This is a genomic window from Pseudomonas sp. BP11-1-1, from assembly GCF_052112105.1.
Lineage (GTDB): Bacteria > Pseudomonadota > Gammaproteobacteria > Pseudomonadales > Pseudomonadaceae > Aquipseudomonas > Aquipseudomonas alvandae.
The window spans coordinates 18,213-40,468 of sequence record NZ_JAUTYU010000015.1; the positions used below are offsets into that span (position 1 = coordinate 18,213).

The 22,256-nt window shown below is 60.9% G+C and carries 22 protein-coding genes and 1 tRNA gene; 8 read left to right on the plus strand and 15 right to left on the minus strand.

The genetic code is table 11. The annotated features are described in order from the left end of the window. Nucleotides 1–5: 5 nt before the first annotated feature. From Q7C33_RS22635 to panM, 11 genes are all read right to left on the minus strand, one after another. The gene (locus Q7C33_RS22635; protein WP_030141491.1) at nucleotides 6–452 is read right to left on the minus strand and encodes a hypothetical protein; all 447 of its coding nucleotides are present in this window, start codon (nucleotides 450–452) and stop codon (nucleotides 6–8) included. A gap of 40 nt (nucleotides 453–492) precedes the next feature. Beyond that, nucleotides 493–2,727, minus strand: a complete 2,235-nt coding sequence (locus Q7C33_RS22640) for an ATP-binding protein (RefSeq protein ID WP_407684199.1) — start codon at nucleotides 2,725–2,727, stop codon at nucleotides 493–495. Further along, nucleotides 2,724–3,329 (minus strand): biliverdin-producing heme oxygenase, encoded by a 606-nt coding sequence (locus Q7C33_RS22645; RefSeq protein WP_407684200.1) that lies wholly within the window; start codon nucleotides 3,327–3,329, stop codon nucleotides 2,724–2,726. The genes Q7C33_RS22640 and Q7C33_RS22645 overlap by 4 nt, the downstream gene beginning before the upstream one ends. A 98-nt stretch (nucleotides 3,330–3,427) precedes the next feature. After that, nucleotides 3,428–4,477: a PDDEXK nuclease domain-containing protein gene (locus Q7C33_RS22650; protein ID WP_407684201.1), complete on the minus strand. Its 1,050-nt coding sequence runs from the start codon at nucleotides 4,475–4,477 to the stop codon at nucleotides 3,428–3,430. Between the two features lie 223 nt (nucleotides 4,478–4,700). Further along, complete coding sequence (locus Q7C33_RS22655) at nucleotides 4,701–5,108, minus strand: hypothetical protein (RefSeq protein WP_030141487.1); 408 nt, start codon at nucleotides 5,106–5,108, stop codon at nucleotides 4,701–4,703. A 61-nt stretch (nucleotides 5,109–5,169) separates the two neighbouring features. Then, a complete protein-coding gene (locus tag Q7C33_RS22660; RefSeq protein WP_030141486.1) occupies nucleotides 5,170–5,499 on the minus strand; it encodes a DHCW motif cupin fold protein in 330 nt (109 codons plus the stop codon). Between the two features lie 118 nt (nucleotides 5,500–5,617). Beyond that, nucleotides 5,618–5,693, minus strand: a tRNA-Phe gene (locus Q7C33_RS22665). 102 nt (nucleotides 5,694–5,795) lie between these two features. Next, a complete protein-coding gene (locus Q7C33_RS22670; protein WP_030141485.1) occupies nucleotides 5,796–6,068 on the minus strand; it encodes an oxidative damage protection protein in 273 nt (90 codons plus the stop codon). Then, on the minus strand, nucleotides 6,065–7,132 hold the full coding sequence (gene mutY, locus Q7C33_RS22675; protein ID WP_407684202.1) for an A/G-specific adenine glycosylase: 1,068 nt from the start codon (nucleotides 7,130–7,132) through the stop codon (nucleotides 6,065–6,067). The genes Q7C33_RS22670 and mutY overlap by 4 nt, the downstream gene beginning before the upstream one ends. After that, nucleotides 7,129–9,354 carry an AsmA family protein gene (locus Q7C33_RS22680; RefSeq protein ID WP_198797087.1) on the minus strand — a complete coding sequence of 742 codons (2,226 nt, stop codon included), beginning with the start codon at nucleotides 9,352–9,354 and terminating at the stop codon, nucleotides 7,129–7,131. Before Q7C33_RS22680 ends, mutY begins: the two co-directional genes overlap by 4 nt. 250 nt (nucleotides 9,355–9,604) lie before the next feature. Next, the gene (panM, locus tag Q7C33_RS22685) at nucleotides 9,605–10,003 is read right to left on the minus strand and encodes an aspartate 1-decarboxylase autocleavage activator PanM (RefSeq protein ID WP_407684203.1); all 399 of its coding nucleotides are present in this window, start codon (nucleotides 10,001–10,003) and stop codon (nucleotides 9,605–9,607) included. Between the two features lie 262 nt (nucleotides 10,004–10,265). Between panM and Q7C33_RS22690 the strand changes: the two genes are divergently transcribed. The 7 genes from Q7C33_RS22690 (at nucleotide 10,266) to Q7C33_RS22720 (ending at nucleotide 16,224) form a co-directional block, all read left to right on the plus strand. Further along, nucleotides 10,266–11,927, plus strand: a complete 1,662-nt coding sequence (locus Q7C33_RS22690) for an OFA family MFS transporter (RefSeq protein WP_323155106.1) — start codon at nucleotides 10,266–10,268, stop codon at nucleotides 11,925–11,927. A gap of 290 nt (nucleotides 11,928–12,217) precedes the next feature. Further along, complete coding sequence (gene hisB / locus Q7C33_RS22695; RefSeq protein ID WP_003186751.1) at nucleotides 12,218–12,811, plus strand: imidazoleglycerol-phosphate dehydratase HisB; 594 nt, start codon at nucleotides 12,218–12,220, stop codon at nucleotides 12,809–12,811. Then, the gene (gene hisH, locus Q7C33_RS22700) at nucleotides 12,811–13,449 is read left to right on the plus strand and encodes an imidazole glycerol phosphate synthase subunit HisH (RefSeq protein WP_030141480.1); all 639 of its coding nucleotides are present in this window, start codon (nucleotides 12,811–12,813) and stop codon (nucleotides 13,447–13,449) included. Before hisB ends, hisH begins: the two co-directional genes overlap by 1 nt. Beyond that, the gene (locus tag Q7C33_RS22705; protein ID WP_030141479.1) at nucleotides 13,449–13,703 is read left to right on the plus strand and encodes a DUF2164 domain-containing protein; all 255 of its coding nucleotides are present in this window, start codon (nucleotides 13,449–13,451) and stop codon (nucleotides 13,701–13,703) included. Before hisH ends, Q7C33_RS22705 begins: the two co-directional genes overlap by 1 nt. A 99-nt stretch (nucleotides 13,704–13,802) precedes the next feature. After that, on the plus strand, nucleotides 13,803–14,552 hold the full coding sequence (hisA, locus tag Q7C33_RS22710) for a 1-(5-phosphoribosyl)-5-[(5-phosphoribosylamino)methylideneamino]imidazole-4-carboxamide isomerase (RefSeq protein ID WP_030141478.1): 750 nt from the start codon (nucleotides 13,803–13,805) through the stop codon (nucleotides 14,550–14,552). A gap of 91 nt (nucleotides 14,553–14,643) precedes the next feature. Next, complete coding sequence (gene hisF / locus Q7C33_RS22715) at nucleotides 14,644–15,414, plus strand: imidazole glycerol phosphate synthase subunit HisF (protein WP_407684204.1); 771 nt, start codon at nucleotides 14,644–14,646, stop codon at nucleotides 15,412–15,414. 63 nt (nucleotides 15,415–15,477) lie between these two features. Continuing rightward, on the plus strand, nucleotides 15,478–16,224 hold the full coding sequence (locus tag Q7C33_RS22720) for a substrate-binding periplasmic protein (RefSeq protein WP_030141477.1): 747 nt from the start codon (nucleotides 15,478–15,480) through the stop codon (nucleotides 16,222–16,224). A gap of 258 nt (nucleotides 16,225–16,482) precedes the next feature. Here the strand turns inward: Q7C33_RS22720 and Q7C33_RS22725 are convergent, their stop codons facing one another. The 4 genes from Q7C33_RS22725 to gpmI all read right to left on the minus strand — a co-directional run bounded on the left by Q7C33_RS22725 (nucleotide 16,483) and on the right by gpmI (nucleotide 21,689). Then, nucleotides 16,483–17,262 (minus strand): divergent polysaccharide deacetylase family protein, encoded by a 780-nt coding sequence (locus Q7C33_RS22725; RefSeq protein WP_030141476.1) that lies wholly within the window; start codon nucleotides 17,260–17,262, stop codon nucleotides 16,483–16,485. Nucleotide 17,263: 1 nt separating this feature from the next. Continuing rightward, nucleotides 17,264–18,580 (minus strand): S41 family peptidase, encoded by a 1,317-nt coding sequence (locus tag Q7C33_RS22730; protein WP_030141475.1) that lies wholly within the window; start codon nucleotides 18,578–18,580, stop codon nucleotides 17,264–17,266. Nucleotides 18,581–18,612: 32 nt separating this feature from the next. Then, a complete protein-coding gene (locus Q7C33_RS22735; RefSeq protein ID WP_198797373.1) occupies nucleotides 18,613–19,905 on the minus strand; it encodes a murein hydrolase activator EnvC family protein in 1,293 nt (430 codons plus the stop codon). 254 nt (nucleotides 19,906–20,159) lie between these two features. Beyond that, nucleotides 20,160–21,689 carry a 2,3-bisphosphoglycerate-independent phosphoglycerate mutase gene (gpmI, locus tag Q7C33_RS22740; protein ID WP_198797374.1) on the minus strand — a complete coding sequence of 510 codons (1,530 nt, stop codon included), beginning with the start codon at nucleotides 21,687–21,689 and terminating at the stop codon, nucleotides 20,160–20,162. Nucleotides 21,690–21,841: 152 nt separating this feature from the next. Here gpmI and Q7C33_RS22745 point away from each other — a divergent pair, with 152 nt between their 5' ends. Next, on the plus strand, nucleotides 21,842–22,255 hold the full coding sequence (locus Q7C33_RS22745) for a rhodanese-like domain-containing protein (protein ID WP_030141473.1): 414 nt from the start codon (nucleotides 21,842–21,844) through the stop codon (nucleotides 22,253–22,255). Nucleotide 22,256 lies beyond the last annotated feature (1 nt).

Consider the following 22,256-nt stretch of genomic DNA (forward strand, 5'->3'; position numbering starts at 1 on the left):
CCGGTTTATTCGCTGGCCGATGTTTCCATCGATTGGCGATAACGGTCCAGCGCCTCGCTGAAATCCTTGATGAACTCCGGCGTGCTGAGCCAGCGCTGTGCTGTCTCACGGTCCATGTCGTCGGCCCACATGCGGTAGTCGACGAGCATGTCGGCGGCCAGGTTGGTGGCGGCCATGCTTTCGTTTTCGGCGTTCTTCAGGTCCAACAGGCCTGGCCGCTCGATGATCATTTCGCTGACGTTTGCCAGCAACGTGTCGAGCATTTCGCTACGGCTGATGGCCTCGGCTTCGCGCAGCTTGGCAAACAGCTCCAACACGTAGACGGGGGGCTGGGCGGTGGCGTGAGCCGGATCGCCATACATGGGGATGGACTTGCGCCCGGTCATGCGGATCTGCTTGGCTTTGTCTTTGGCACGCTTGGCGCGTTTCTGCTGTTTGTTCAGTGAGGCCATTGGGCTTCGGTTTCCAATTCGTTAAGGGACGGTGCCCGGCTCAATCGATTTTCGGCACGGTGAAGCGGAATTCGCTGCCCTTGCCTGGCTGGCTTTCGGCATGCAGTTTACCGCCATGCGCCTGGACAATCCCCTTGGAAATGTACAACCCCAGCCCGGTACCGTTGGGGTTGCCTTCCTTGGTGGTCCAGTAGCGATCGAAAACATGAGGCAGCTGTTCTGGCGCGATGCCTTCCCCGGTGTCGCGAACGCTGAACACGATTTCATTGCCCACCGACATTGCGCTGACGCCCACGCGACCTTGTTGCGGCGTGAATTTGATCGCATTGCCGATGAGATTGGACAGCACCTGGAACAGCCGCTCCGGGTCGGCGTTGATCTTCAGGTTGGGTTCGGCCTGGAAAGAGATGTCGATGGCCTTGGCGGAGGCCAGCGGCGAGAGCAATGAACACGCGTCCTCGAATATCTGGCTGACGTCCGTTGGCTTGGGACGGATGGTGTAGCGCCCGGCGTCGATGCGCGAGGTGTCGAGCAGATCCTCCAGCAACGCGTTCATGCGACTGGTGGCCTGTTGCATGGTGTCGATGGCCGAGGCAATTCGCTTTGAACTGTGGGAACCGTCGGAACTGAAGGCCTTTTGCATCATGCCGCAGAGCATGGAAATGACCGTCATCGGGCTGCGCAGGTCATGGGAGACGACGGCCACCAGGTCATCGCGCGCTTGCACCGCCTGGCGCTCCTTGCGCACTTGTCGGGCCAGGTCGTTTTCCAGGGCCGAGCGACGCAGGTCGTTGGCGGCGAACAGATCTCCGTGGCTCCATTTGGCGCTGATGCCGTCCATCTCGACTTTCCATATCTCGAATGACGTGCGCGGTCGCAGGCGCATACCGGCCTCGCTGGTTTCCAGGTCGAGGGGTTTTTGTGGGTCGCCGCTCCAATTGATGGTCTGCTTCACTTCGGGGCGGAACCAAAGCACGCCATTTTCCACGGGCTTGGGCAAATGAATCGCCAGTACGCCGCTTGCCACATCCTGATAGGCCTTGGCTGGTGCGAAAACACTGCCCAGTTTGTGGTGGGAGAAGGTCGGCTGGCCTGTTTCCATGATCCACTTGTGCAACTCGCGGATTTGCTCCGGTTCCGGGCATTGGCCGTGGCGATGCAGCTTGTTGTCTTCGAGAATCGCTACGCCGTGGGCACCTGTAAGGTTCATCAGTCGTTGCGGTTCGCGGCACAAACCGTCGAAAACGTTTTCGCTGGACTCGGCCATGACGGTGGCAAGCGCCTGTAGATCTTCGAGCTTGGCGTCCCGTTGGCGGGTCAGCTCAAGGGCTTCCATGGCGCTGATCTGCAGCGACAGGATCTGGCCGATGGTCTGGCACGCCATGCGCATTTCGTGGGGCACAAGCAGCGGCTGGCGATTACCGCAACTGATCAGCCCCCACAAACGCTCGCCTTTCATCAGCGAGATGCTCATGGATGACAGCACGCCCATGTTCTTCATGTATTGACGGTGGATCGGCGAGACGCTGCGCAAGGTGGAAAAGCTCAGGTCCAGTGGCGCCTGGGTATCGGGGCGCAGCTCGGGCACCAGCGGTACCGGCGCATAGTCGGCGTTGGGGATGATGCGCAGCCAGTTGGTCCGGTACAGCTCACGGGCCTGTTCCGGAATGTCCGACGCAGGAAAAAACAAGCCCTTGTAGAGTTCCATCGACGGCGCGCTGGCCTCGGCGATGACTTGGCCGTGGCCTTCTTCCTCGAAGCGATAGATCAGCACGCGGTCGTAGCCGGTCATGGCCTGGATTTCGCGCACGCTGATTTCGTAGAGGGCCTGGAGGTTCTTTGCGCTTTGCAGGCGCTGCAGCATGCGGCCCAGGTTGGCCTCGCCGCTGACTCCCTCGGGGCCGTAGTCGCTCAGGTGTTGCTCAAGTTCAACGATCAGGGCGCCCTGATGGCGGTGCACCAGGGCATCAAAGCGCTGCTGGTTTGCGACGATGGCCACCGGCGCGCTGTCGCTTTCCGGGGCGGTGCGACAGGCAGCGAGGATCGCCTCTGCCTGCTCCAGGCCCAACAACGCATCCAGCGTCTGGCCCAACAGCCTGTGGGGATCGTGGCCCATCAACTGCAATACGTTGGCGCTGACCTGGCGGATCGTGAAGTCGGGCTCCGACAGCATCAACAACACGCCATGAGGCTGGATGGCCCCGGGGAAGCGGATCGGTTCGTCTGCGCAATTGGCCAGCAGTTCTTCGAAGACTTCCTTGTTTTCCGGGGTCATGACAATACCTTTTGGCTGTCCAGCCAGCGTTCGAAATAAGTAAAGGTCGCCTTGGCGGCATGTGTGACTTCGAGCGTCTGCGCCTCGCCAAGGTTCCTGTCGTCCAGGTACTGCAGGAAATCCTTCCAGCGCCGGCCGGTGAGTTCGCCATAGACGTTGAGAAAGGCCGCCCCGCTGGACGCATCAAGACCCAGTTGCTCGGCCACCCTGCGCCGCAGGATCTGCCCGCCGAGGGTCGCCCCTTCCAGCACATAGGAAACGCCAAGGGCGGCTGCCCGGGAGTCGATCTGCGGCAGCTCCCGGCAAACAGGAAGCGCCTCGATAGCGGCAGCGTCCATGCCCAGCGCGATGAGGTCGGCGCGTAACACCGGGAGCTTGATGCGCTGGGATTGATCCAGCCCGCTCGGAATCAGCGCCAACATCTGAAGCCGTTGCTCCAATGGCTGATAAAAACCGTAATAGGCCGCCATCAGGCGTCGGTACAGATCCAGGTTCAGCTGGCGCGAGAAAAACGGCAGGCGTTTCTCCAGGGCAACATGCAATTCAGCGGTTTCAGTCCGCAATGCCAGGATCAACGAAGGGTTAGGGGTGACCGGTGGCATGCAGGACGAAGCTCGTTGAATGGCGCGTTGCTGAAAAAAAACGCATCAATGTTACATGGGTTTTTCGAGTCTGCGGTCATCAGCATCGTTCTGATTTTTCAGGTCGCCGCGTCCGATGGTCCTTGCACCAATCGCACCCTTTCGCGATCCAGCGCCTGGCGTAGTTCTTCTTCGGTGGGGAGCACTGTTTGGTACTGGCTGGCAAACAATTGCTCGTTTCCCTGCAGTACGGAATAGCGCACCACCGACTCATCCTTCTGGGCGCAAAGAATGATGCCGACGGTGGGTTTGTCGTCGGGGCCGCGCCTGAGGTCATCGTAAAGCCGGACATACATGTCCATCTGGCCAATGTCCTGGTGGGTAAGTTCGCCGCGCTTGAGGTCGACGATGACAAAACATTTGAGCACGTAGTTGTAGAAAACCAGGTCGAGATAGAAATCCTTGCTTTCGGTACTGATGCGCTGTTGACGGGCAACGAAGGCGAAACCTTTGCCAAGCTCCAGAAGGAAGCCCTGGAGTTGATCGATCAAGGCTTGTTCCAGATCGGTTTCCTGAAGCATGCCGGCGTTGGGCAGGCCGAGGAATTCCAGGACCACCGGATCCCTGACGATGTCCCTGGGGCCAAAATCCAGTTTCCCTATATTGGTGATTGCTTCCTGCTCCACCGCGCGTCGGTCGCGGCTTGCCAGGAGGCGCTCGTAATAGAACGTGCCAATCTGGCGTTCCAGGGCGCGGGTGGACCAGTTTTTGGTGGCGGTTTCGTTCATGTACCAATGGCGGGTGCTGTCGCGTTCTATGCGTAGAAGCGTCCGGTAATGAGTCCAGCTCAATTCGGTACGCACTGCGTTCCAAATTGGAAACTTTTGATAAAAGTCCCGCATGTGGCGCAGGTTGCGTTCATCAAACCCTTTCCCAAACCGCGCCGTCAGCACCTTCGCCAAAGACGGCAGCAACTTTGCTCCGTAGACCGCTCGTTCGGCTCCTCCTTGCTCGAATTCGATGATGTGCCGGCCGATCTGCCAGCAGGTCTGGACCTGGAGGGTATCCACGGCTCGCAGGACTTTCTGGCGTGCCTGGCGAATCAGCTCGCCGAGTTCGTTGATCAAGGGGGCGAGCTGCGGGTCTTCCTGGGGCAGTGACGAGGTCATCGAGGTGTCCAGCCATCGAGAGGGGGGCGGACCAGAAGGATGCTTCAAAGCAAGTTTCGATGATGCCAGACGAGGCTGATTGCTTAGGTGGAAAAGACGCGGATTCGTGCAGGACGGTTTTGACGCGACCTGAGATCGGTTAACCCGGCGTGTGGGAAAAGATCCTTAGAGATTGTCATCCACCGCCAACGCTTTCATTGCGAAAGCGCTGGCGGCGTGATGATCAGTCCTGGCCTAGAGTAAGCGCCTGGGACGCAGCCACGTAATCGGCCTGGAATGGCTTGCTTTCCACCCAATCCAGCGCGGCCTGTTCGTCGACTCCGGTGGTCAGGCGACGGTATTCGATCAATGCGGTAATGATGAAGTCGGTCGCTTCTTCCTCACCTTCCTGTTCCAGCACGAGCGCCAGCAGTGGGTGCGCCAGGAATGCTTCGCACATCGCCTGCTGACTGACCTTTTCGGCGGCGCTCATGATTCGGAACAAATCTGACAAGTCCACGGTTTCCAGATCGATGCGTTCATCGTTCGGGTCCAGGAAATCGTTCGGCGCAGCAGCTCGCTGAATGCGGTTCTTCTTGGCTTTCGCCTTGGCGCGCTGGTTGCGTTTCTGCTGCTTGTTCGCCGATGACATGGTCGGATTCCTGATGAATAAGGCTGCTTATCCTACAGCTTCATGGCGAACGCTTCGAATCTCAATCGACTATGAAGAGCGTGGCCCCAGGTGAGGTCGAGGAGCGATGGGGCTCGGCCTGGTCGGCCACTTGGTAGCTCATGCCTGGCTTGAGCAGAAATTGCCGGCCATCTTCGAGCTCGGTGTTCAACTCACCCTTGAGGCAAAACAGGATGTGGCCCTTGGTGCACCAATGATCGGCCAAGTAACCCGCCGTGTACTCCACCATCCGCACCCGGATGTTCCCGAATTGCTGCGTGCGCCAATAGGCGGTCCCGGTGATGCCTTTATGTTCGGTGGGCTCGATCGTTGACCAATCGGTGGTGCCGAAGGGGATGCCGGTGATATCCATGGCGACTCGCTTGCGAGGAGGGGAGCGGACGAATGTAGCGGAGTCGCCCGGCCACAGGAAAGAAAATCACAGGCAATAAAAAACCCCGATCAATTTCTTGATCGGGGTTTTCGGTATTTGGTGCCCAGAGACGGAATCGAACCGCCGACACGGGGATTTTCAATCCCCTGCTCTACCGACTGAGCTATCTGGGCAACGGGGCGCATTAAACGGGTTTTTCAGGGGGGCGTCAAGCGAGTTATCAAAAAATATTTAATTATTACCGTCGCTTACGATTCGCCCCCGCGCTGGACGGCTTATTCGGACGGCGGCACGTAGCCTTCCGCCTTGGCGTATTCTTCGCCGGAAAAGAACTTTTCCATCTCGCCTTGAAGGTACTTGCGGTCTTCGGCGTTCATCATGTTCAGGCGTTTTTCGTTGATCAGCAGTGTCTGGTGTTTCTGCCAGTCGCCCCAGGCCTTGGCCGAAACGTTGTCGTAGATGTCCTGGCCCTTGGCGCCGGGGAATGGTGCGCGCTCCAGGCCTTCCAGTTGTTCTTTGTACTTGCGGCACATGATGGTGCGGGTCATTGCAACTCTCCTGCGTTCAATACGGCGGCCGCGCGTTCAAGCAACGTCTTGACCGGGGCAGCGAGGCCCAGGCGCGGCGGGGTGGCGAGGTTATACCAGAGCCAGTCGGCCTCGGCCACGTGATGGCCGGTTTCCCGGACCCGGACCAGCCAGGGTTCGATGGCCAGCTGGAAATGGCTGAAAGTGTGTATCAGGCTCGGCATTGCCTGTTGCTGGCCCAGCTCCAAGGCATGTTGCGAGGCCAGATGTTGCAGATCATCCAGGTCGTCGAGCTCCGGCAGGCTCCACAATCCACCCCACAAACCGGTGGAAGGACGGCGATAAAGCAAGATGGCGCCCTCGCGGTTAGCCAGCATGGGCATCAAGGTGCGCTTCTTCGGCACTTCCTTGCGCGGCTTGGGAATCGGATAACGGGTTTCCAGGCCCAGCATGTGTGCTTCACAGCCCTGTTTCAGCGGGCAGAGCAGGCAACTGGGCTTGCTGCGGGTGCAGAGTGTGGCGCCCAGGTCCATCATCGCCTGGGTGTAGGCGTTGACGCGATCCTGTGGGGTGAAGCGCTCGGCAGTCGCCCATAGCTGTTTCGCCACCTTGGGCTCGCCCGGGTAGCCTTCCTGGGCGGTGAAGCGCGCTAGCACCCGCTTGACGTTGCCATCGAGGATCGGCGCCCGCAGGCCCATGCTGATGCTGGCGATAGCGCCTGCGGTGGACAGGCCGATTCCCGGCAGTTCGGTGAGTTTTTCCACGTCCCGGGGGAATTCGCCACCGTATTGCTCGACAACGATTTTCGCGGATTTCTGCAGGTTGCGTGCACGAGTGTAATAACCCAGTCCGGTCCACAGGTGCAGCACTTCATCCTCCGGCGCGGCGGCGAGGGCTTCGACGGTGGGCAGCGCGGCCATGAAACGATCGAAATAACCGAGCACGGTGCTGACCTGGGTCTGCTGCAACATGATCTCCGAGACCCACACCCGATAGGGGTTGATGCCTTGTTGCCAAGGCAGGTCATGGCGTCCGTGATGGTCGAACCAATCCAGTACGGCGGTGGAAAACTGCTCGGATGTCATCGCTTGAACAGCCCCTTGAGCGCGTCTTTCAGCTCGGGACTGACCTTGTCGCCCAGCTTCTCATCGATCTTGTCGCCGAGACGATCGCCGGCCAGTTTCGCCGCGACCTTGCCCAGCCCGTCGTTGTCCAGGCGGCACGCCTTCGCACCCAGCTCCAGTGGGCCACGGCAGCGCAACGGCCATTCGACGTCGACGTAGCGTTCGTTGACCTGGCAGGCCGGGTCGGGCATGTCGCTCTTGTCGCCTTCGACGATTACCCCGACGCGGTAGTCCATGCCCAGCACGCGCAGGTCGATGTCGCCATTGCCGTTGACGGTCATGCCGGGGATGCGCACTTTCAGGTCCGGGTTGCTGGCAACGCCGTTGTTGAACGTGAGGTTACCGTTGAGCTGCCGGAACGGCGTGTCCTTGCCTCGCGGTTCGCCGCTGAGCGTCTTGCGGTTCAGCGTGGCGATGCCTTTGCACAATTGCTGCTCAAGGTTGGCGTTGAGCAGCACGCCGTCGTTGATGACGAATCCGGCGTTGCCGTTGAGGCTGTCGATCAGGGCCTTCTGACTGTTGCCATTGGCGGTTATTGCGCTGTTGAGCGTGACCAGTCCCTTGACGGGTGGATTCTTGCCCTGGCTTTCGATGATCTTTTCAGCCGGCACCCGGTTGATCTTGGTTTGCAGGCCCAGCTGTGGCGTGGGCTGGCGGACGTCCAACGTGCCCTTGGCCTCGAAGTTGCCGCTGTACAGGTCGCCCCGCAGATTCTCCAGGGTCAGCAGACCGCCTTGGCCAGAGGCCTTGAGGGCGGCATTCTGGATCGGCAGCTTGTCGAGGGTCAGCTGGCCGAAGGTCAGGTCGGCATCGATATCCAGCTTGCTCAGGCGCTCCACCGGGAACAGCCGGTCATTGCTCCAGGCGCCCTGGGTCGGGGCGCTGGGCAGCGGGGTGCTGCCAGCACCGGCCATGGCGCTGGCCTCGGTGTTGCTGACTTCCGCTTCACGGGCTGCCTTGGCGCTGTCGGCTTCGGCGGACTTGGGTGGCAAGTAGCGATCGACATTGAAGGTGTCGGCCTTGAGCTGCGCGCGAAGCGACTGCTTGGCGAAATCCTCCACGGCGATACGGCCGCTGAAGTTGCTTTCATCCAGTTTGAGATTGATGTCGTTGAATTCGACGCTGGTTGGCGTGGCTGCAACGCGGCTCGCCAGTTCGACCTTGGTCAGGCTGCCTTCCGCCATGGCCGGGAGTTTCTGACCGACACTGTCGACGAAACTTGCGAGGTCGAACTGGGCGATCGAAATGCCGCCGTTCAGTTGCGGCGTCTTGTCGAGATCGTTGACTTTCAGCTCGCCCAACGCGCGCAACTGGTTAAGGGAAAGCTTGATGCCGGTCCATTCCGCGACATTTGCCGCTCGGTCCAGGGACAATTGGCCTTGGGCTGCGAAACTGACTGTCTTGCCCTGCAGCGGATCGCCGGTGGCTTCGCCGGACAACTTCAGGTCTTCGAATCGATAGCGCTGCACGGCGCGTTCGAAGCGCAGCTCGCCGGTCATTTCGGTGCGCACGCGCACGGCGGGCTGGTTGCTCGACAGGAACGCCGTGAGGGTGACCGGGATGTTGGTCGAGTCATGGACCGGGCCGGTGCTCAACTGGATACTTTCGGCAGTGAACTGTTTACCCGTCTGTTCGTCGGTGTACTCGACCCGGGCGTTGTTGACGGTCAGGCTGTCGATGTCCAGGCGCGTTGGCTGCGCGGGTTTTTCTGCAGGTGCGTTGGCCGGTGGGGCGGGCTGCTCGACCGGCGTCGGCGCGTCCTTGGTTGGCGCGGACGCGGGCGCCTTGCCGATGTCCTGCCAGTTACCGTGGCCATTCTTGTCACGGTTGAGGCGCAGGTTCAGGCCTTCGACCCGGACATCGCTCATCTGCACTTCGCGGCGCAGCAACGGCATGACCCGCACCGACAGGCCGAGCATCTGCAAGTCGGCGAAAGGCTGCGTCGGATTGGCCAGGGTGGCGACGCTGGCTTCGTGCAGTTCCAGGCCCAGCCATGGGAACAGACTCCAGCCAATATCCCCATTGAGCGTCAGCTCGATGTGGGCTTTGTCGCGGGCTATCTGGCGAATTTCTTCCTTGTAGTCGTTGGGATCGAAGAGGTGGGTCAGGGCAAAGCCCAGGGCCACAATGATCAGCAACAGCCCGAGAAGTACCAGACCCAGGATTTTGCCGAACGCTTTCATGGGCGAATCCTTGTAGGTTGAGTTCAAATTTTGCCTGGGAGTATAACGTCCCGGGTTGGTGGAGCGTTGGGTGATCGATTTTTCGATCTGCCGTCAACCGGCCAGATGCGGCCCCGTGGCGAGGGAGCTTGCTCCCGCTGGGCTGCGAAGTGGCCCCAAACCAGGCGAAGCGGTATGCCTGGCGCACCGTGGATTCAGTTTTTGGGGCGCTGCGCTCCCAGCGGGAGCAAGCTCCCTCGCCACGGGGGCGCTAGCAAATATCCAGCGGCAATTTCAACTTCGCCGCCAGTGCCTGGGCTTCCAGATGCCCGGCCGGCGCCTGAAGTCGAAGCTCGGCATTATCTTGCTGGGCCATCCTCCGGGCTTCGCTCACCAGCCGTTCAGCCACGCCACGACGGCGCGTGATATTTCGTACGCATAGGTGGGACAAGCGCCAGGCGTTCTGGTGCCGTTGCAGCCGTGCGGCACCGAGCAGGCGATCATTGAAGCGTGCCGCGATCAACGAACCTTCCGCCAGGCATTCTCCGATCAGTTGCGTGGCGTCGTTGAACGGCTCGAACAACCAGGCGGGCGCGTCCCGATAGATTTTCTGCAGGTCCTGCTGATCCTGATGAGTGGCTTGTTCCAGGTGCTCGACAACGATGGGCATGGGAATTCCTGAAAAAATAAACGCATGGCGCCCTACAGAAAGCGGACAGAGGTGCGATAAGACGAATGACAGGAAAAAGGTGATAGCACTTTGGTTTTTCTGTCACGAGCAAATGGTAACCTTTGTCAGTTCGTCCGTCCTTCTGCGACGTGATGTCGCACTAAAATGGAGCTTCACTGCAAAATACAGTCATGCCTGCGTGCAATGAAGGCTGAGGGTGAGGTGTGGCTGGCGAACCATTCTAATAACTGGGGGATACACAATGAGCACGAGCATTACGGCCGGCGGCGTCGCCGACCAGCCTGCGTTCCTCTCCAAGGAACGCATTATCGCCAAGCCCGGCTTCAACCGCTGGCTGGTTCCACCGGCCGCGCTGGCCATTCACCTCTGCATCGGCATGGCCTATGGCTTCTCGGTGTTCTGGTTGCCACTGTCGAAGGCCTTGGGTATCACCAAGCCAGTCGCCTGCGCGCCGGACATGAGCTTCATCTCGCAAGTCTTTTCATCCCAATGCGACTGGCCGATCTCGATGCTCGGCTGGATCTACACCCTGTTCTTCATCTTCCTGGGTTGCTCGGCAGCGATCTGGGGTGGCTGGCTGGAACACGCCGGTCCGCGCAAGGCTGGCGTTGTCTCGGCCTTGTGCTGGTGCGGTGGCCTGCTGATTTCCGCGCTGGGTATCTATACCCACCAGATCTGGCTGATGTGGGTCGGCTCCGGTGTGATCGGTGGTATCGGCCTGGGCCTGGGCTATATCTCGCCAGTGTCCACGCTGATCAAGTGGTTCCCGGACAAGCGCGGCATGGCGACCGGCATGGCAATCATGGGCTTCGGTGGCGGCGCGATGGTCGGTGCTCCACTGGCTGCCGCGTTGATGAGCCATTTCGCTTCGCCGACCGAAGTCGGTGTATGGCAAAGCTTCCTGGTCATGGCTGCGATCTACTTCGTGTTCATGATCGGTGGCGCCCTGTCGTACCGCGTCCCGCCAACCGGCTGGAAGCCTGAAGGCTGGACCCCGGCACCGAAGAAAGCCGCGAACGCGATGATCACTCATCGCCACGTTCACGTGAACGTTGCCTGGAAAACCCCGCAATTCCGCCTGGTATGGCTGGTGCTGTGCCTGAACGTATCCGCCGGTATCGGCATCCTCGGCATGGCTTCGCCACTGTTGCAGGAAGTGTTCGGCGGCAAACTGCTCGGCAACGACCTGCCTTTTGGTCAACTGGACGCTGCGCAACTGGGCCAGATCGCCGCCATTGCGGCCGGTTTCACCGGGCTGCTGAGCTTGTTCAACATCGGTGGCCGGTTCTTCTGGGCGTCCTTCTCGGACTACCTGGGCCGCAAAAATACCTACTTCGTGTTCTTCGCCCTGGGTGTTGCCCTGTACTCGCTGATCCCGAACCTGGGTCACCTGGGCAGTGTCGCGCTGTTCGTGGCGGCGTTCTGCATCATCCTGTCGATGTACGGCGGCGGCTTTGCCACCGTGCCGGCCTACCTGGCGGACCTGTTCGGTACGCAAATGGTTGGCGCGATCCACGGTCGTCTGCTGACGGCCTGGGCGGCAGCAGGCGTGCTGGGTCCGGTGCTGGTGAACTACCTGCGTGAATATCAGCTGAGCATTGGCGTTGAACGCGCCGCGGCCTATGACATCACCTTGTACATCCTCGCCGGCCTGCTGGTGCTGGGCTTCCTGTGCAACCTGATGGTTCGTCCGGTCGCCGACAAGTACTTCATGACCGACGCCGAACTGGCCGCCGAACAGGCGCTGGGCCATGACAAGGGCGCCGACAGCACCACTTCGCTGGAATGGAAAGCCGCACCGGGCACCAAGCCCCTGGCGATCGCCGCCTGGCTGGTGGTGGGCATTCCGTTGGCGTGGGGCGTGTGGGTGACCCTGCAGAAGACGGCGGTGTTGTTCCACTAAGCGACGATGTGAATAGGCCCGAATCCATTGGAGAGGGGCCAGCCTTGTGGGAGCGAGCTTGCTCGCGATGGGGGCGTGTCAGTCGACATCATTGTCTGCTGACCCACCGCTATCGCGAGCAAGCTCGCTCCCACAGTCGTTTTGGGTGAGGGCAAAGGCTTGTATGCACATGTCTATCCCCGACGACACGGGCTTCAGCCCGTCAGTGATGTCACCTCTTTTGTTTCTGTTTGCCGCTCACGCCCCTATAATGGCTGCCTTTTTCGCCCAATGATTTTGCGGAGCTGGTGATGGCCGAACGTAAGGCGTCTGTCGAGCGCGACACTCTGGAAACCCAGATCAAAGCCTCGATCAACCTGGATGGCACCGGAAAGGCCCGGTTTGATATCGGCGTGCCTTTTCTTGAGCACATGCTGGACCAGATCGCCCGTCACGGGCTGATCGACCTGGATATCGTCAGCAAGGGCGACCTGCATATCGACGACCACCACACGGTGGAAGATGTCGGGATCACCCTGGGCCAGGCCTTTACCAAAGCCATCGGCGACAAGAAGGGTATCCGTCGCTACGGCCATGCCTACGTGCCGCTCGATGAAGCGTTGTCGCGCGTGGTCATCGATTTCTCCGGCCGCCCTGGCCTGCAGATGCACGTGCCGTACACCCGCGCTACCGTCGGCGGCTTCGATGTCGACCTGTTCCAGGAATTCTTCCAGGGCTTCGTCAACCACGCCAACGTGACCCTGCATATCGACAACCTGCGCGGGCACAACACCCACCACCAGATCGAAACCGTGTTCAAGGCTTTCGGCCGCGCGCTGCGCATGGCCGTCGAGCTCGACGACCGCATGGCCGGCCAGATGCCTTCCACCAAGGGCGTGCTGTAATGCAGACGGTTGCGGTTATCGATTACGGTATGGGCAACCTGCACTCGGTGGCCAAGGCCCTCGAGCACGTGGGCGCCGGCAAGGTGCTGATCACCAGCGATGCCGAGGTTATTCGCGAAGCCGACCGGGTGGTGTTCCCCGGCGTCGGTGCGATTCGTGATTGCATGGCCGAGATTCGTCGCCTGGGCTTCGACAAGCTGGTGCACGAAGTCAGCCAGGACCGACCGTTCCTCGGCATCTGCGTGGGCATGCAAGCCTTGCTCGAGCGCAGCGAAGAAAACGACGGTGTCGATTGCATCTCGATGTTTCCCGGCCAGGTGAAGTTCTTTGGCAAGGGCCTGCATGAAGACGGCGAACACTTGAAGGTCCCGCACATGGGCTGGAACGAAGTGAAACAGACGGTCGATCATCCGCTGTGGCACAACATCCCGGACCTGGCGCGCTTCTACTTCGTGCACAGCTACTACATCGCCGCCGGCAATGCGCGGCAGGTGGTGGGCAGCGGTCACTATGGCGTCGATTTCGCCGCGGCCCTGGCCGATGGCTCGCGCTTCGCCGTGCAGTTCCATCCGGAGAAGAGCCATACCCATGGCCTGCAATTGCTGCAGAACTTCGCGGCGTGGGACGGTCGCTGGTAATGGCCCGCAAGAAACCGCCGATCCTCACCCTCACGCCTGAACAGGAAAGTGAAGCGAACCGCAAGATCCAGCGGTTCATGGAGGAACGTTTCGAACTGGACCTGGGTTCGTTCGAAGCGGCGGAAATTCTTGACCTGTTTACCCGCGAAATTGCTCCGCACTATTACAACAGGGCGATTTTCGATGTGCAGGCGCACCTTAAAGAAAGGTTCGAAAGCATTGAAAGCGACTTGTGGGCGCTTGAGAAGAATTAGAGCAGCGGCAAGCTTCAAGCTTGAAGCTGCAAGTATTGGAACGCGTGCCTGCTCGCAGCTTATGGCTTGCAGCTTGCAGCTCTTTGACGAAGGAAAAGCATGCTAATTATCCCCGCTATCGATCTCAAGGACGGCGCTTGCGTCCGTCTGCGTCAGGGCCGCATGGAAGACTCCACGGTGTTTTCCGATGACCCGGTGAGCATGGCCGCCAAGTGGGTGGAGGGCGGCTGCCGTCGTCTGCATCTGGTCGACCTCAACGGCGCCTTCGAAGGCCAACCGGTCAATGGCGAAGTGGTCACGGCCATCGCCAAGCGCTACCCGAACCTGCCGATCCAGATCGGGGGCGGCATTCGCTCGCTGGAAACCATCGAGCACTACGTCAAGGCTGGCGTGAGCTACGTGATCATCGGCACCAAGGCTGTGAAAGACCCGGCTTTCGTTGCCGAAGCCTGTCGCGCGTTCCCTGGCAAAATCATCGTTGGCCTGGATGCCAAGGACGGTTTCGTCGCCACCGATGGCTGGGCTGAAATCAGCACCGTGCAGGTCATCGATCTGGCCAAGCAGTTTGAAGCCGACGGCGTGTCCTCAATCGTTTATACCGATATCGCCAAAGACGGCATGATGCAGGGCTGCAACGTGCCGTTCACCGCTGCACTGGCCGCTGCCACCAAGATCCCGGTGATCGCTTCCGGTGGTATCCATAACCTGGGTGACATCAAGTCGCTGCTCGACGCCAAGGCGCCGGGCATCATCGGCGCAATCACCGGCCGCGCGATCTACGAAGGCACCCTGGACGTCGCCGAGGCCCAGGCCTTCTGCGATTCGTACGCGAACAGCTCCAAGCTGTAAGCCACAAGCTGCAAGTTAAAGCACGATCGCGATCTGCTTGACTTGCAGCTTATAGCTTAAAGCTTGCAACTCTTAATCGGAGATTAAGCCCATGGCGCTGGCCAAACGCATCATCCCTTGCCTGGACGTGGACAACGGCCGGGTGGTCAAGGGCGTCAAGTTCGAGAACATCCGTGACGCCGGCGACCCGGTGGAAATCGCCCGTCGCTACGACGAGCAGGGTGCCGACGAGATTACCTTCCTGGATATCACGGCCAGCGTCGATGGCCGCGATACCACGCTGCATACCGTCGAGCGCATGGCCAGCCAGGTGTTCATCCCGCTGACCGTGGGCGGCGGAGTGCGCGCCGTGCAGGACATCCGCAACCTGCTCAATGCCGGCGCGGACAAGGTGTCGATCAACACTGCGGCGGTGTTCAACCCGGAGTTCGTCGGTGAAGCGGCCCAGCATTTCGGCTCGCAGTGCATCGTCGTGGCCATCGATGCGAAGAAAGTCTCCGGCCCGGGCGAAACCCCACGCTGGGAAATCTTTACCCACGGTGGGCGCAAACCTACGGGCCTGGACGCTGTCGAGTGGGCAAAGAAGATGGAAGGCCTGGGTGCCGGTGAAATCCTGCTGACCAGCATGGATCAGGACGGCATGAAAAACGGCTTCGACCTCGGCGTCACGCGCGCGATCAGCGATGCCTTGGGCATCCCGGTGATCGCTTCCGGCGGCGTCGGCAACCTGCAGCACTTGGCCGACGGTATTCTCGAAGGGCATGCCAGTGCAGTGCTGGCGGCGAGCATCTTTCACTTCGGTGAGTACACCGTGCCGGAAGCCAAGGCCTACATGGCGCATCGTGGTATCTGCATTCGCTGACCGCTGGACACCATGGCGGGCCCAAGGCACTCTTGGGCACACCATGGATTGCGGTAGCCCGACATGCTCAAACGCCTCGTTCTTGCCTTTGCCGGTGCCACGTTGCTGCTCGCCGGCACTGTCCGCGCCGCTGAAACATCGCTGGTGTTGCTGACGGAAAACTTCCCCCCGTACAACATGGCCAAGAACGGCAAGAACTTCGCCCAGGACGAAAACATCCATGGCATTGCCGTGGACATCGTCCGAGAGATTTTCAAGCGCGCCGACATTACCTACAGCCTGACACTGCGTTTTCCCTGGGAGCGAATCTACAAACTCGCGTTGGAAAAACCGGGTTACGGTGTGTTCGTGATGGCGCGGCTGCCGGAGCGTGAAAAACTCTTCAAATGGGTCGGTCCCATCGGGCCAGACGACTGGGTGATGCTCGCCAAGGCTGATAGCAAGATTGCCCTCGGCTCGCTGGAGCAGGCGCGCCAATACCGGATTGGTGCCTACAAGGGCGACGCGATTGCCGAGACGTTGGCCAAGCAAGGGCTCAAGCCGATTGTCGTATTACGGGATCAGGACAACGCCAGGAAACTGGTCAATGGCCAGATTGACCTGTGGGCTACCGGCGACCCCGCTGGACGTTACCTGGCGCGCCAGGAAGGCGTCAGCGATCTCAGGACCGTGCTGCGCTTCAACAGTGCCGAGCTGTACCTGGCCTTGAACAAGGACGTGCCTGACGACGTGGTTGCCCGGTTGCAAAAGGCCTTGGATGAATTGCGCAAGGAAGGCGCGGTGGACGCGATCATGGCGCGGTATCTCTAAGGGTTGCACTCGCCGTGCGGCCGCCATCGCGAGCAAGGTTGCCAGGGTGTTCACCGATGCGGTGCCCACCTCAGGTCCCCTGTGGGAGCGAGCTTGCTCGCGAAAGCGGTGGGTCAGCTTGCATGAATGTTGAATGTGCTGGCCCCTTCGCGAGCAAGCTCGCTCCCACAAAGTTGCCAGGGTATTCACAGATGCGGTGGCCGCCACAGATTTGATGTGGGAGCGAGCCTGCTCGCGATGAAGGCAACGCGCTCGTCGCTACCGATAAACCCCATCCTTCCCATGCCCGGCCATCGCCCGATTGCTGCGCAGGCTGATCATCGACTTGATGTCGATCCATTCGATGCCCTGCGCCTTGAGCCGGGGCAGTTCGCGTTCGAGTACCGCCAATGTCTGCGGGTAGGGATGGCCGATCATCACGGCCGAGCCCTGTCGGTGGGCCAGGTCGATGGCGGTCTGGAGCTGGTGGGCGATGGCCGCTTCGGTACGCTCGTCATCGAGGAACACATCCCGCGACACGCTGGCCAGGCCGATCTTCTGCGCTTCGGCGGCAGCGACGGTCTGGGCGCTGGTGCGGCTGTCGACGAAAAACTTGTGCCGCTGCTGCAGATTCGCCATCAACCACGCCATGGCTTGGGGCTGGGCGGTCATGCGGCTGCCCATGTGGTTGTTGATGCCGGAGGTGTAGGGTACGGCGGCAAACGCGGCGTCGAGGCGCTTGCCCAGTTCTTCGATGGGCAAATCCGGATGCCAGGCGAACGGCCCGGTGGCCGGGTCCATGGGCATATGCAGCATGACCAGCTTGCCGGCGCGATGGGCCTCGCGGGCGAATTCGGCGGCGTGGGGCGTGTCAGGCATGATCGCGGCGGTGACCGGGCCGGGGAGGGCCAGGACCTGGCGATCCCGAGGCAGGTTTTGCCCCAGGTCGTCGATGATCAGGCTCAGGTAAGCCTTGTGCGGCGAGGAGGGTGTGGCGGGGGCCGCGTCAACGGCCCCCGCCAGCAGGCACAGCAGGATGAAGAGGCAACGCAGGCCCATCTCAGCGGCCGGACGTGATGTTCAATCCTTTGAGCAGGCTCAAGGCCTGTGCCAACTGATAATCGTCGTCCTGCGGCATCGGCTTGGCCTTGGTGCCGGAACCGGTCGGTTTGTCGGCGCCGCCGTTGCCATTGCCCAGGTGACCTTGCAGGTCGGCTTCCTTGAAGTACTCGCTGTCCGCCTCGCTGGTGATCTTGGCCTTGCGCACTTCGATGTCTGGGACGATGCCCTGGGCCTGGATGGAGCGGCCATTCGGTGTGAAGTACAGCGCGGTGGTGATCTTCAGGGCGCGGTCGTTGTTCAGCGGCAACACGGTCTGCACCGAGCCCTTGCCGAAGCTGGTGGTGCCCATGACCACGCCGCGTTTCTGATCCTGCAGGGCGCCGGCGACGATTTCCGAAGCCGAGGCGCTGCCGCCATTGATCAGCACCACCAACGGCACGGCTTCGCTCAGGTCGTTGCCGGTGGCCGAGAAGCGCAGTTCGGAATTGGCGATGCGACCCTTGGTGTAGACGATCAAGCCCTTGGTGATGAAGTGGTCCACCACTTCCACCGCTGATTGCAGCACGCCGCCGGGGTTGTTGCGCAGGTCCAGGACCAGGCCGTTGAGTTTCTTGCCGTTGTCCTTGCGCAGCTTCGCCAGGGCCTTGGCGACTTCTTCGCCGGTCTTGACCTGGAATTGGGTGATGCGGATGTAGCCGTAGCCTGATTCCAGCAGTTGGCTCTTCACGCTCTTGACCTGGATGACCGCCCGCGTGAGCGTCACGTCGAACGGCGTGCCACCGTCGCGTACCAGGGTCAGGGTGATCTTCTGGCCGATCTTGCCGCGCATCTTGTCCACGGCTTCGGTCATGCTCTGGCCGCGTGTCGGTTGGCCGTTGATCTTGACGATGAAGTCACCGGCCTGGATGCCGGCCTTGGAAGCAGGGGTGTCGTCGATGGGCGAGACGACTTTGACGAAGCCGTCTTCGCTGCCGACCTCGATACCCAGGCCGCCGAATTCGCCGCTGGTGCTTTCCTGCAGCTCGGCAAAGTCGTCCGGCCCCAGGTAGGCGGAGTGCGGGTCAAGGTTGCTGAGCATGCCCTTGATGGCGTTTTCCAGCAGCATCTTGTCGTCCACCGGTTCGACGTAGGCGGCTTTGATCCGGTCCATGACCTCGGCAAAGGTGCGCAGTTCGTCCAGCGGCAACGGTGCCTTGGTAGTCGCGGCCGTGGCGGCGGGTGCCGACGGGGCCGGCTCGGCGGCGAAAGCCAGGGGCGCGCCGATCACGAGGGCGATCGTCAGGGCCAGCGAGGTGAGGCGGGACAAATGCAGCATGTCGAACGAACTCCTGAGTTGGATGGGCGCGCTTATCCTTGCGCACGACACCATTGGGCCGGGTCACTGGGGCGACCCTGCTGGCGAATAGCGAAATACAGTGCTGGCGTATCCTGTCCGCCACTGTTGCCGACCGTTGAGATGGACTCGCCGGCCTTGACCACATCCCCCGCCGATTTGAGCAGGGTCTGGTTGTGGCCGTAAAGGCTCAGGTATCCATTGCCGTGATCGAGGATCACCAGCAAGCCGGCGCCGCGCAGCCAATCGGCAAACACCACACGCCCGCCATGTACGGCATGCACCTGGCTTCCGGCGGAGGCGCTGATCATCACGCCGTCCCACTTGGTGCGGGTATCGTCGCCGCGGGTTTCACCGAAGCGCGCAAGTAATCGACCATTGACCGGCCATGGAAGTTTGCCTCGGGCCGAAGCAAAAGCGCCGCCGAAGGTTTCACCGTCACTGGAAACCAGTGCGCCGGGGCTGGATTTTGCAGATTTGCGCGGTGCGTCGCCGGCGTCCGCGTCGGCCTGGGCTTCACGTAACCGCTTTTTTTCGGCTTCCTGCTGGGCGATCAGCGCTTTCTGGCGCGCTTCTTCTGCCTCACGGGCCTGGCGAGCCAGGGTTTCTTCGATGGTTTTCAACACATTGGCCAGTTCGGCCTGGTCTTGCTCGCGGGCCTTGAGCTTGCTGTCTCGGGCCTTTACGTCATCGTTGAGCTTGGCCAGGGCCACCTGGCGCTCCTTGCGGACCTTTTCGAGTTCTTCGCGCTGGGTGTCGAGGCTGCTTTTCTGCACCAGCAACTGGGCTTGCTGCAACTCGATGTCTTTTTCGACATTGGCCAGCTGGCGCAGGGTTTCGTTGAAGTTCTTGAGCTGCTCCAGGCGGGCCTGGCTCAGGTAGTCGTAATAAGTGAGGGTGCGGGCGAATTTCTCGGGGTTCTGCTGGTTGAGCAGCAGCTTGAGGTATTCCTGGCGCCCGTTCTGGTAGGCCGCCCGAGCCTGGATGGCGATCAGCTTTTGCTGTTCAGTGCGCGCGCTCTGGAGTTTTTTTTTCTCACCATCGAGTCGCTGCAGCTCGGATTCGCTTTTCTTCAGTTCTTTCTGCAGGGCGTCGACCTGCTTTTCCAGCTTGCCCATCTCGGTCTCGGTGCCGCGCAGGTCTTTCTGCACGCTGGATTTTTCTTCCTGCAGCTTGTTCAGCAGCTTTTTCAGCTCGGCAATGTCCTGGCGCGTGGCTTCCAACTGTTGTTGGGTTTGCGCGCGCTCGTCGGCGAAGGCCGGTTGGAGCAGGCAGGTCAGGGCAAGGGCTATCAGGACGCGAAGCATAGAGGCGGGCGACACCAGGGAAAGGGACGGCCTAGTATGCCCGCCCCACGCTGCAAAAAAAACGCCCATTTGGGGCTGTGTGATAACTGGCCGAAAAAACACCAAAAACCATTGTGGGAGCGAGCTTGCTGTGGCGAGGGAGCTTGCTCCCGCTGGGCTGCGAAGCAGCCCCTCGACAAGATCAAGCCAGAAGCATCTGCGACGGGAGCAAGCTCCCTCGCCACAAAAGCCCTGCTCAATGCTGCGACGCCTGGTCAGACCAGGATCGAGGTCCCGGTCATCTCCGCCGGCTTTTCCATGCCCAGCAACATCAGCATGGTCGGGGCCACGTCAGCCAGCACGCCGCCGTCACGGACCTTGAAATCGCGCTTGCCGACATAGATGAACGGCACCGGCTCGGTGGTATGGGCGGTGTGGGCCTGGCCGGTGGACTCGTCGGACATCTGCTCGACGTTGCCATGGTCCGCCGTGATCAGGGCTTCGCCACCGACTTTCTCCAGGGCGTCGACGATGCGCCCCACGCAAGTGTCCAGGCATTCCACCGCCTTGACCGCTGCGTCGAACACGCCGCTGTGGCCGACCATGTCGCCGTTGGCGTAGTTCACCACGATCACGTCGTAGCGCTGGTTCTCGATGGCATCGACGATGCGGTCGGTCACTTCCGGCGCGCTCATTTCCGGCTGCAGGTCATAGGTGGCGACTTTCGGCGACGGGATCAGGATGCGCTCTTCGCCCGGGAAGGGTTCTTCACGGCCGCCGGAGAAGAAGAATGTCACGTGGGCGTACTTTTCGGTCTCGGCGATGCGCAGCTGGGTCTTGCCGTTTTTCGCCAGGTAATCGCCCAGCACGTTTTCCAGGCTGCCGGCGGCGAAGGCCGATGGCGCGGGAATGCTGGCGGCGTATTGGGTCAGCATCACGAAGCCGGCTAGTTTCGGCTGGCGGGCGCGCTCGAACTCCTTGAAATCGTCTTCGACGAATACACGGGTCAATTCGCGGGCTCGGTCGGCGCGGAAGTTCATGAACACCACGGCGTCGCCGTCCTCGACTTTTACCGGCTCGCCGATAGTGGTGGCCTTGACGAATTCGTCGCTTTCGCCGCGTTCATAGGCGGCTTGCAGGCCTTCTTGGGCGGTGGCGGCGTGGAATTCGGCATTGCCGTCGACGATCAGGTTGTAGGCCTGGGCGACGCGGTCCCAGCGATTGTCACGGTCCATGGCGAAGTAGCGGCCGATCAGGCTGGCAATCCGGCCCTTGCCCAGCGCCTTGAAGGTGTCGTCCAGCAACGTGATCGACGACTCGGCGCTCTTCGGCGGCGTGTCGCGACCGTCGAGGAAGGCGTGCAGGTAGATGTTTTGGGCGCCGCGCTTGGCGGCCAATTCGGCCATGGCGACCAGGTGATCCTGGTGGCTGTGCACACCGCCATCGGACAGCAGGCCCATGAAATGCACGGCCTTGCCGGCGGCCACGGCTTTATCCACCGCGGCGCAGATGGTCGGGTTCTCGAAGAATTCGCCATCGCGGATCGACTTGGTCACCCGGGTGAAGTCCTGATACACCACGCGGCCCGCGCCAAGGTTCATGTGGCCGACTTCGGAGTTGCCCATCTGCCCGTCGGGCAGGCCTACATCCATGCCGCTGCCGGAGATCAAGCCGTTCGGCACGGTGGCCCACAGGCGATCCAGTACAGGCTTGCTGGCCGCGTATACGGCGTTGGATTCGTGGCTGTCACTGTGACCGAAGCCGTCCAGAATCATCAGGACCAAAGGTTTAGGCGTGGTAGTCATGGAATCCACTCGTGGCTGGTTGAAAGAAGACGATGGAAAAGGGACGGGCAGTTTAAAGGTAAGTTCCGGTGCCGTCACCGCCGGGCGGGGTTTGGCCGGCCTTGTGTGCTGTGTATACTGGCCGACATTTTAACGCCCTGGAACCTCCTTCGATGGTTGCTCACCTGATTCAATTTGCCACTAACCACTACATTCTCGTCGGTATCTTCGTCGTACTGTTGGCGTTGCTGTTGGCCCATACGATGCAGGGCGGCGGACGCAGCCTGAGCACTGGCGAACTGACCGCGCTGGTCAACAAGGATGCCGGCGTGGTGGTCGATATCCGCCCGAGCAAGGAATACGCCGCCGGTCACATTGTCGGCGCGCTGAACATTCCGCAGGACAAACTGATCGCGCGCGTTGGCGAACTGGAAAAGCACAAGGCCAAGACGCTGATCCTGGTGGACGCCCAAGGCCAGCAGGCCGGTACCCTTGCCCGCGAACTGATGAAGTCCGGCTTCACTGCCGCCAAACTGTCCGGTGGCGTTGCGAGCTGGAAAGCCGACAATCTGCCCCTGGTGAAGTGAA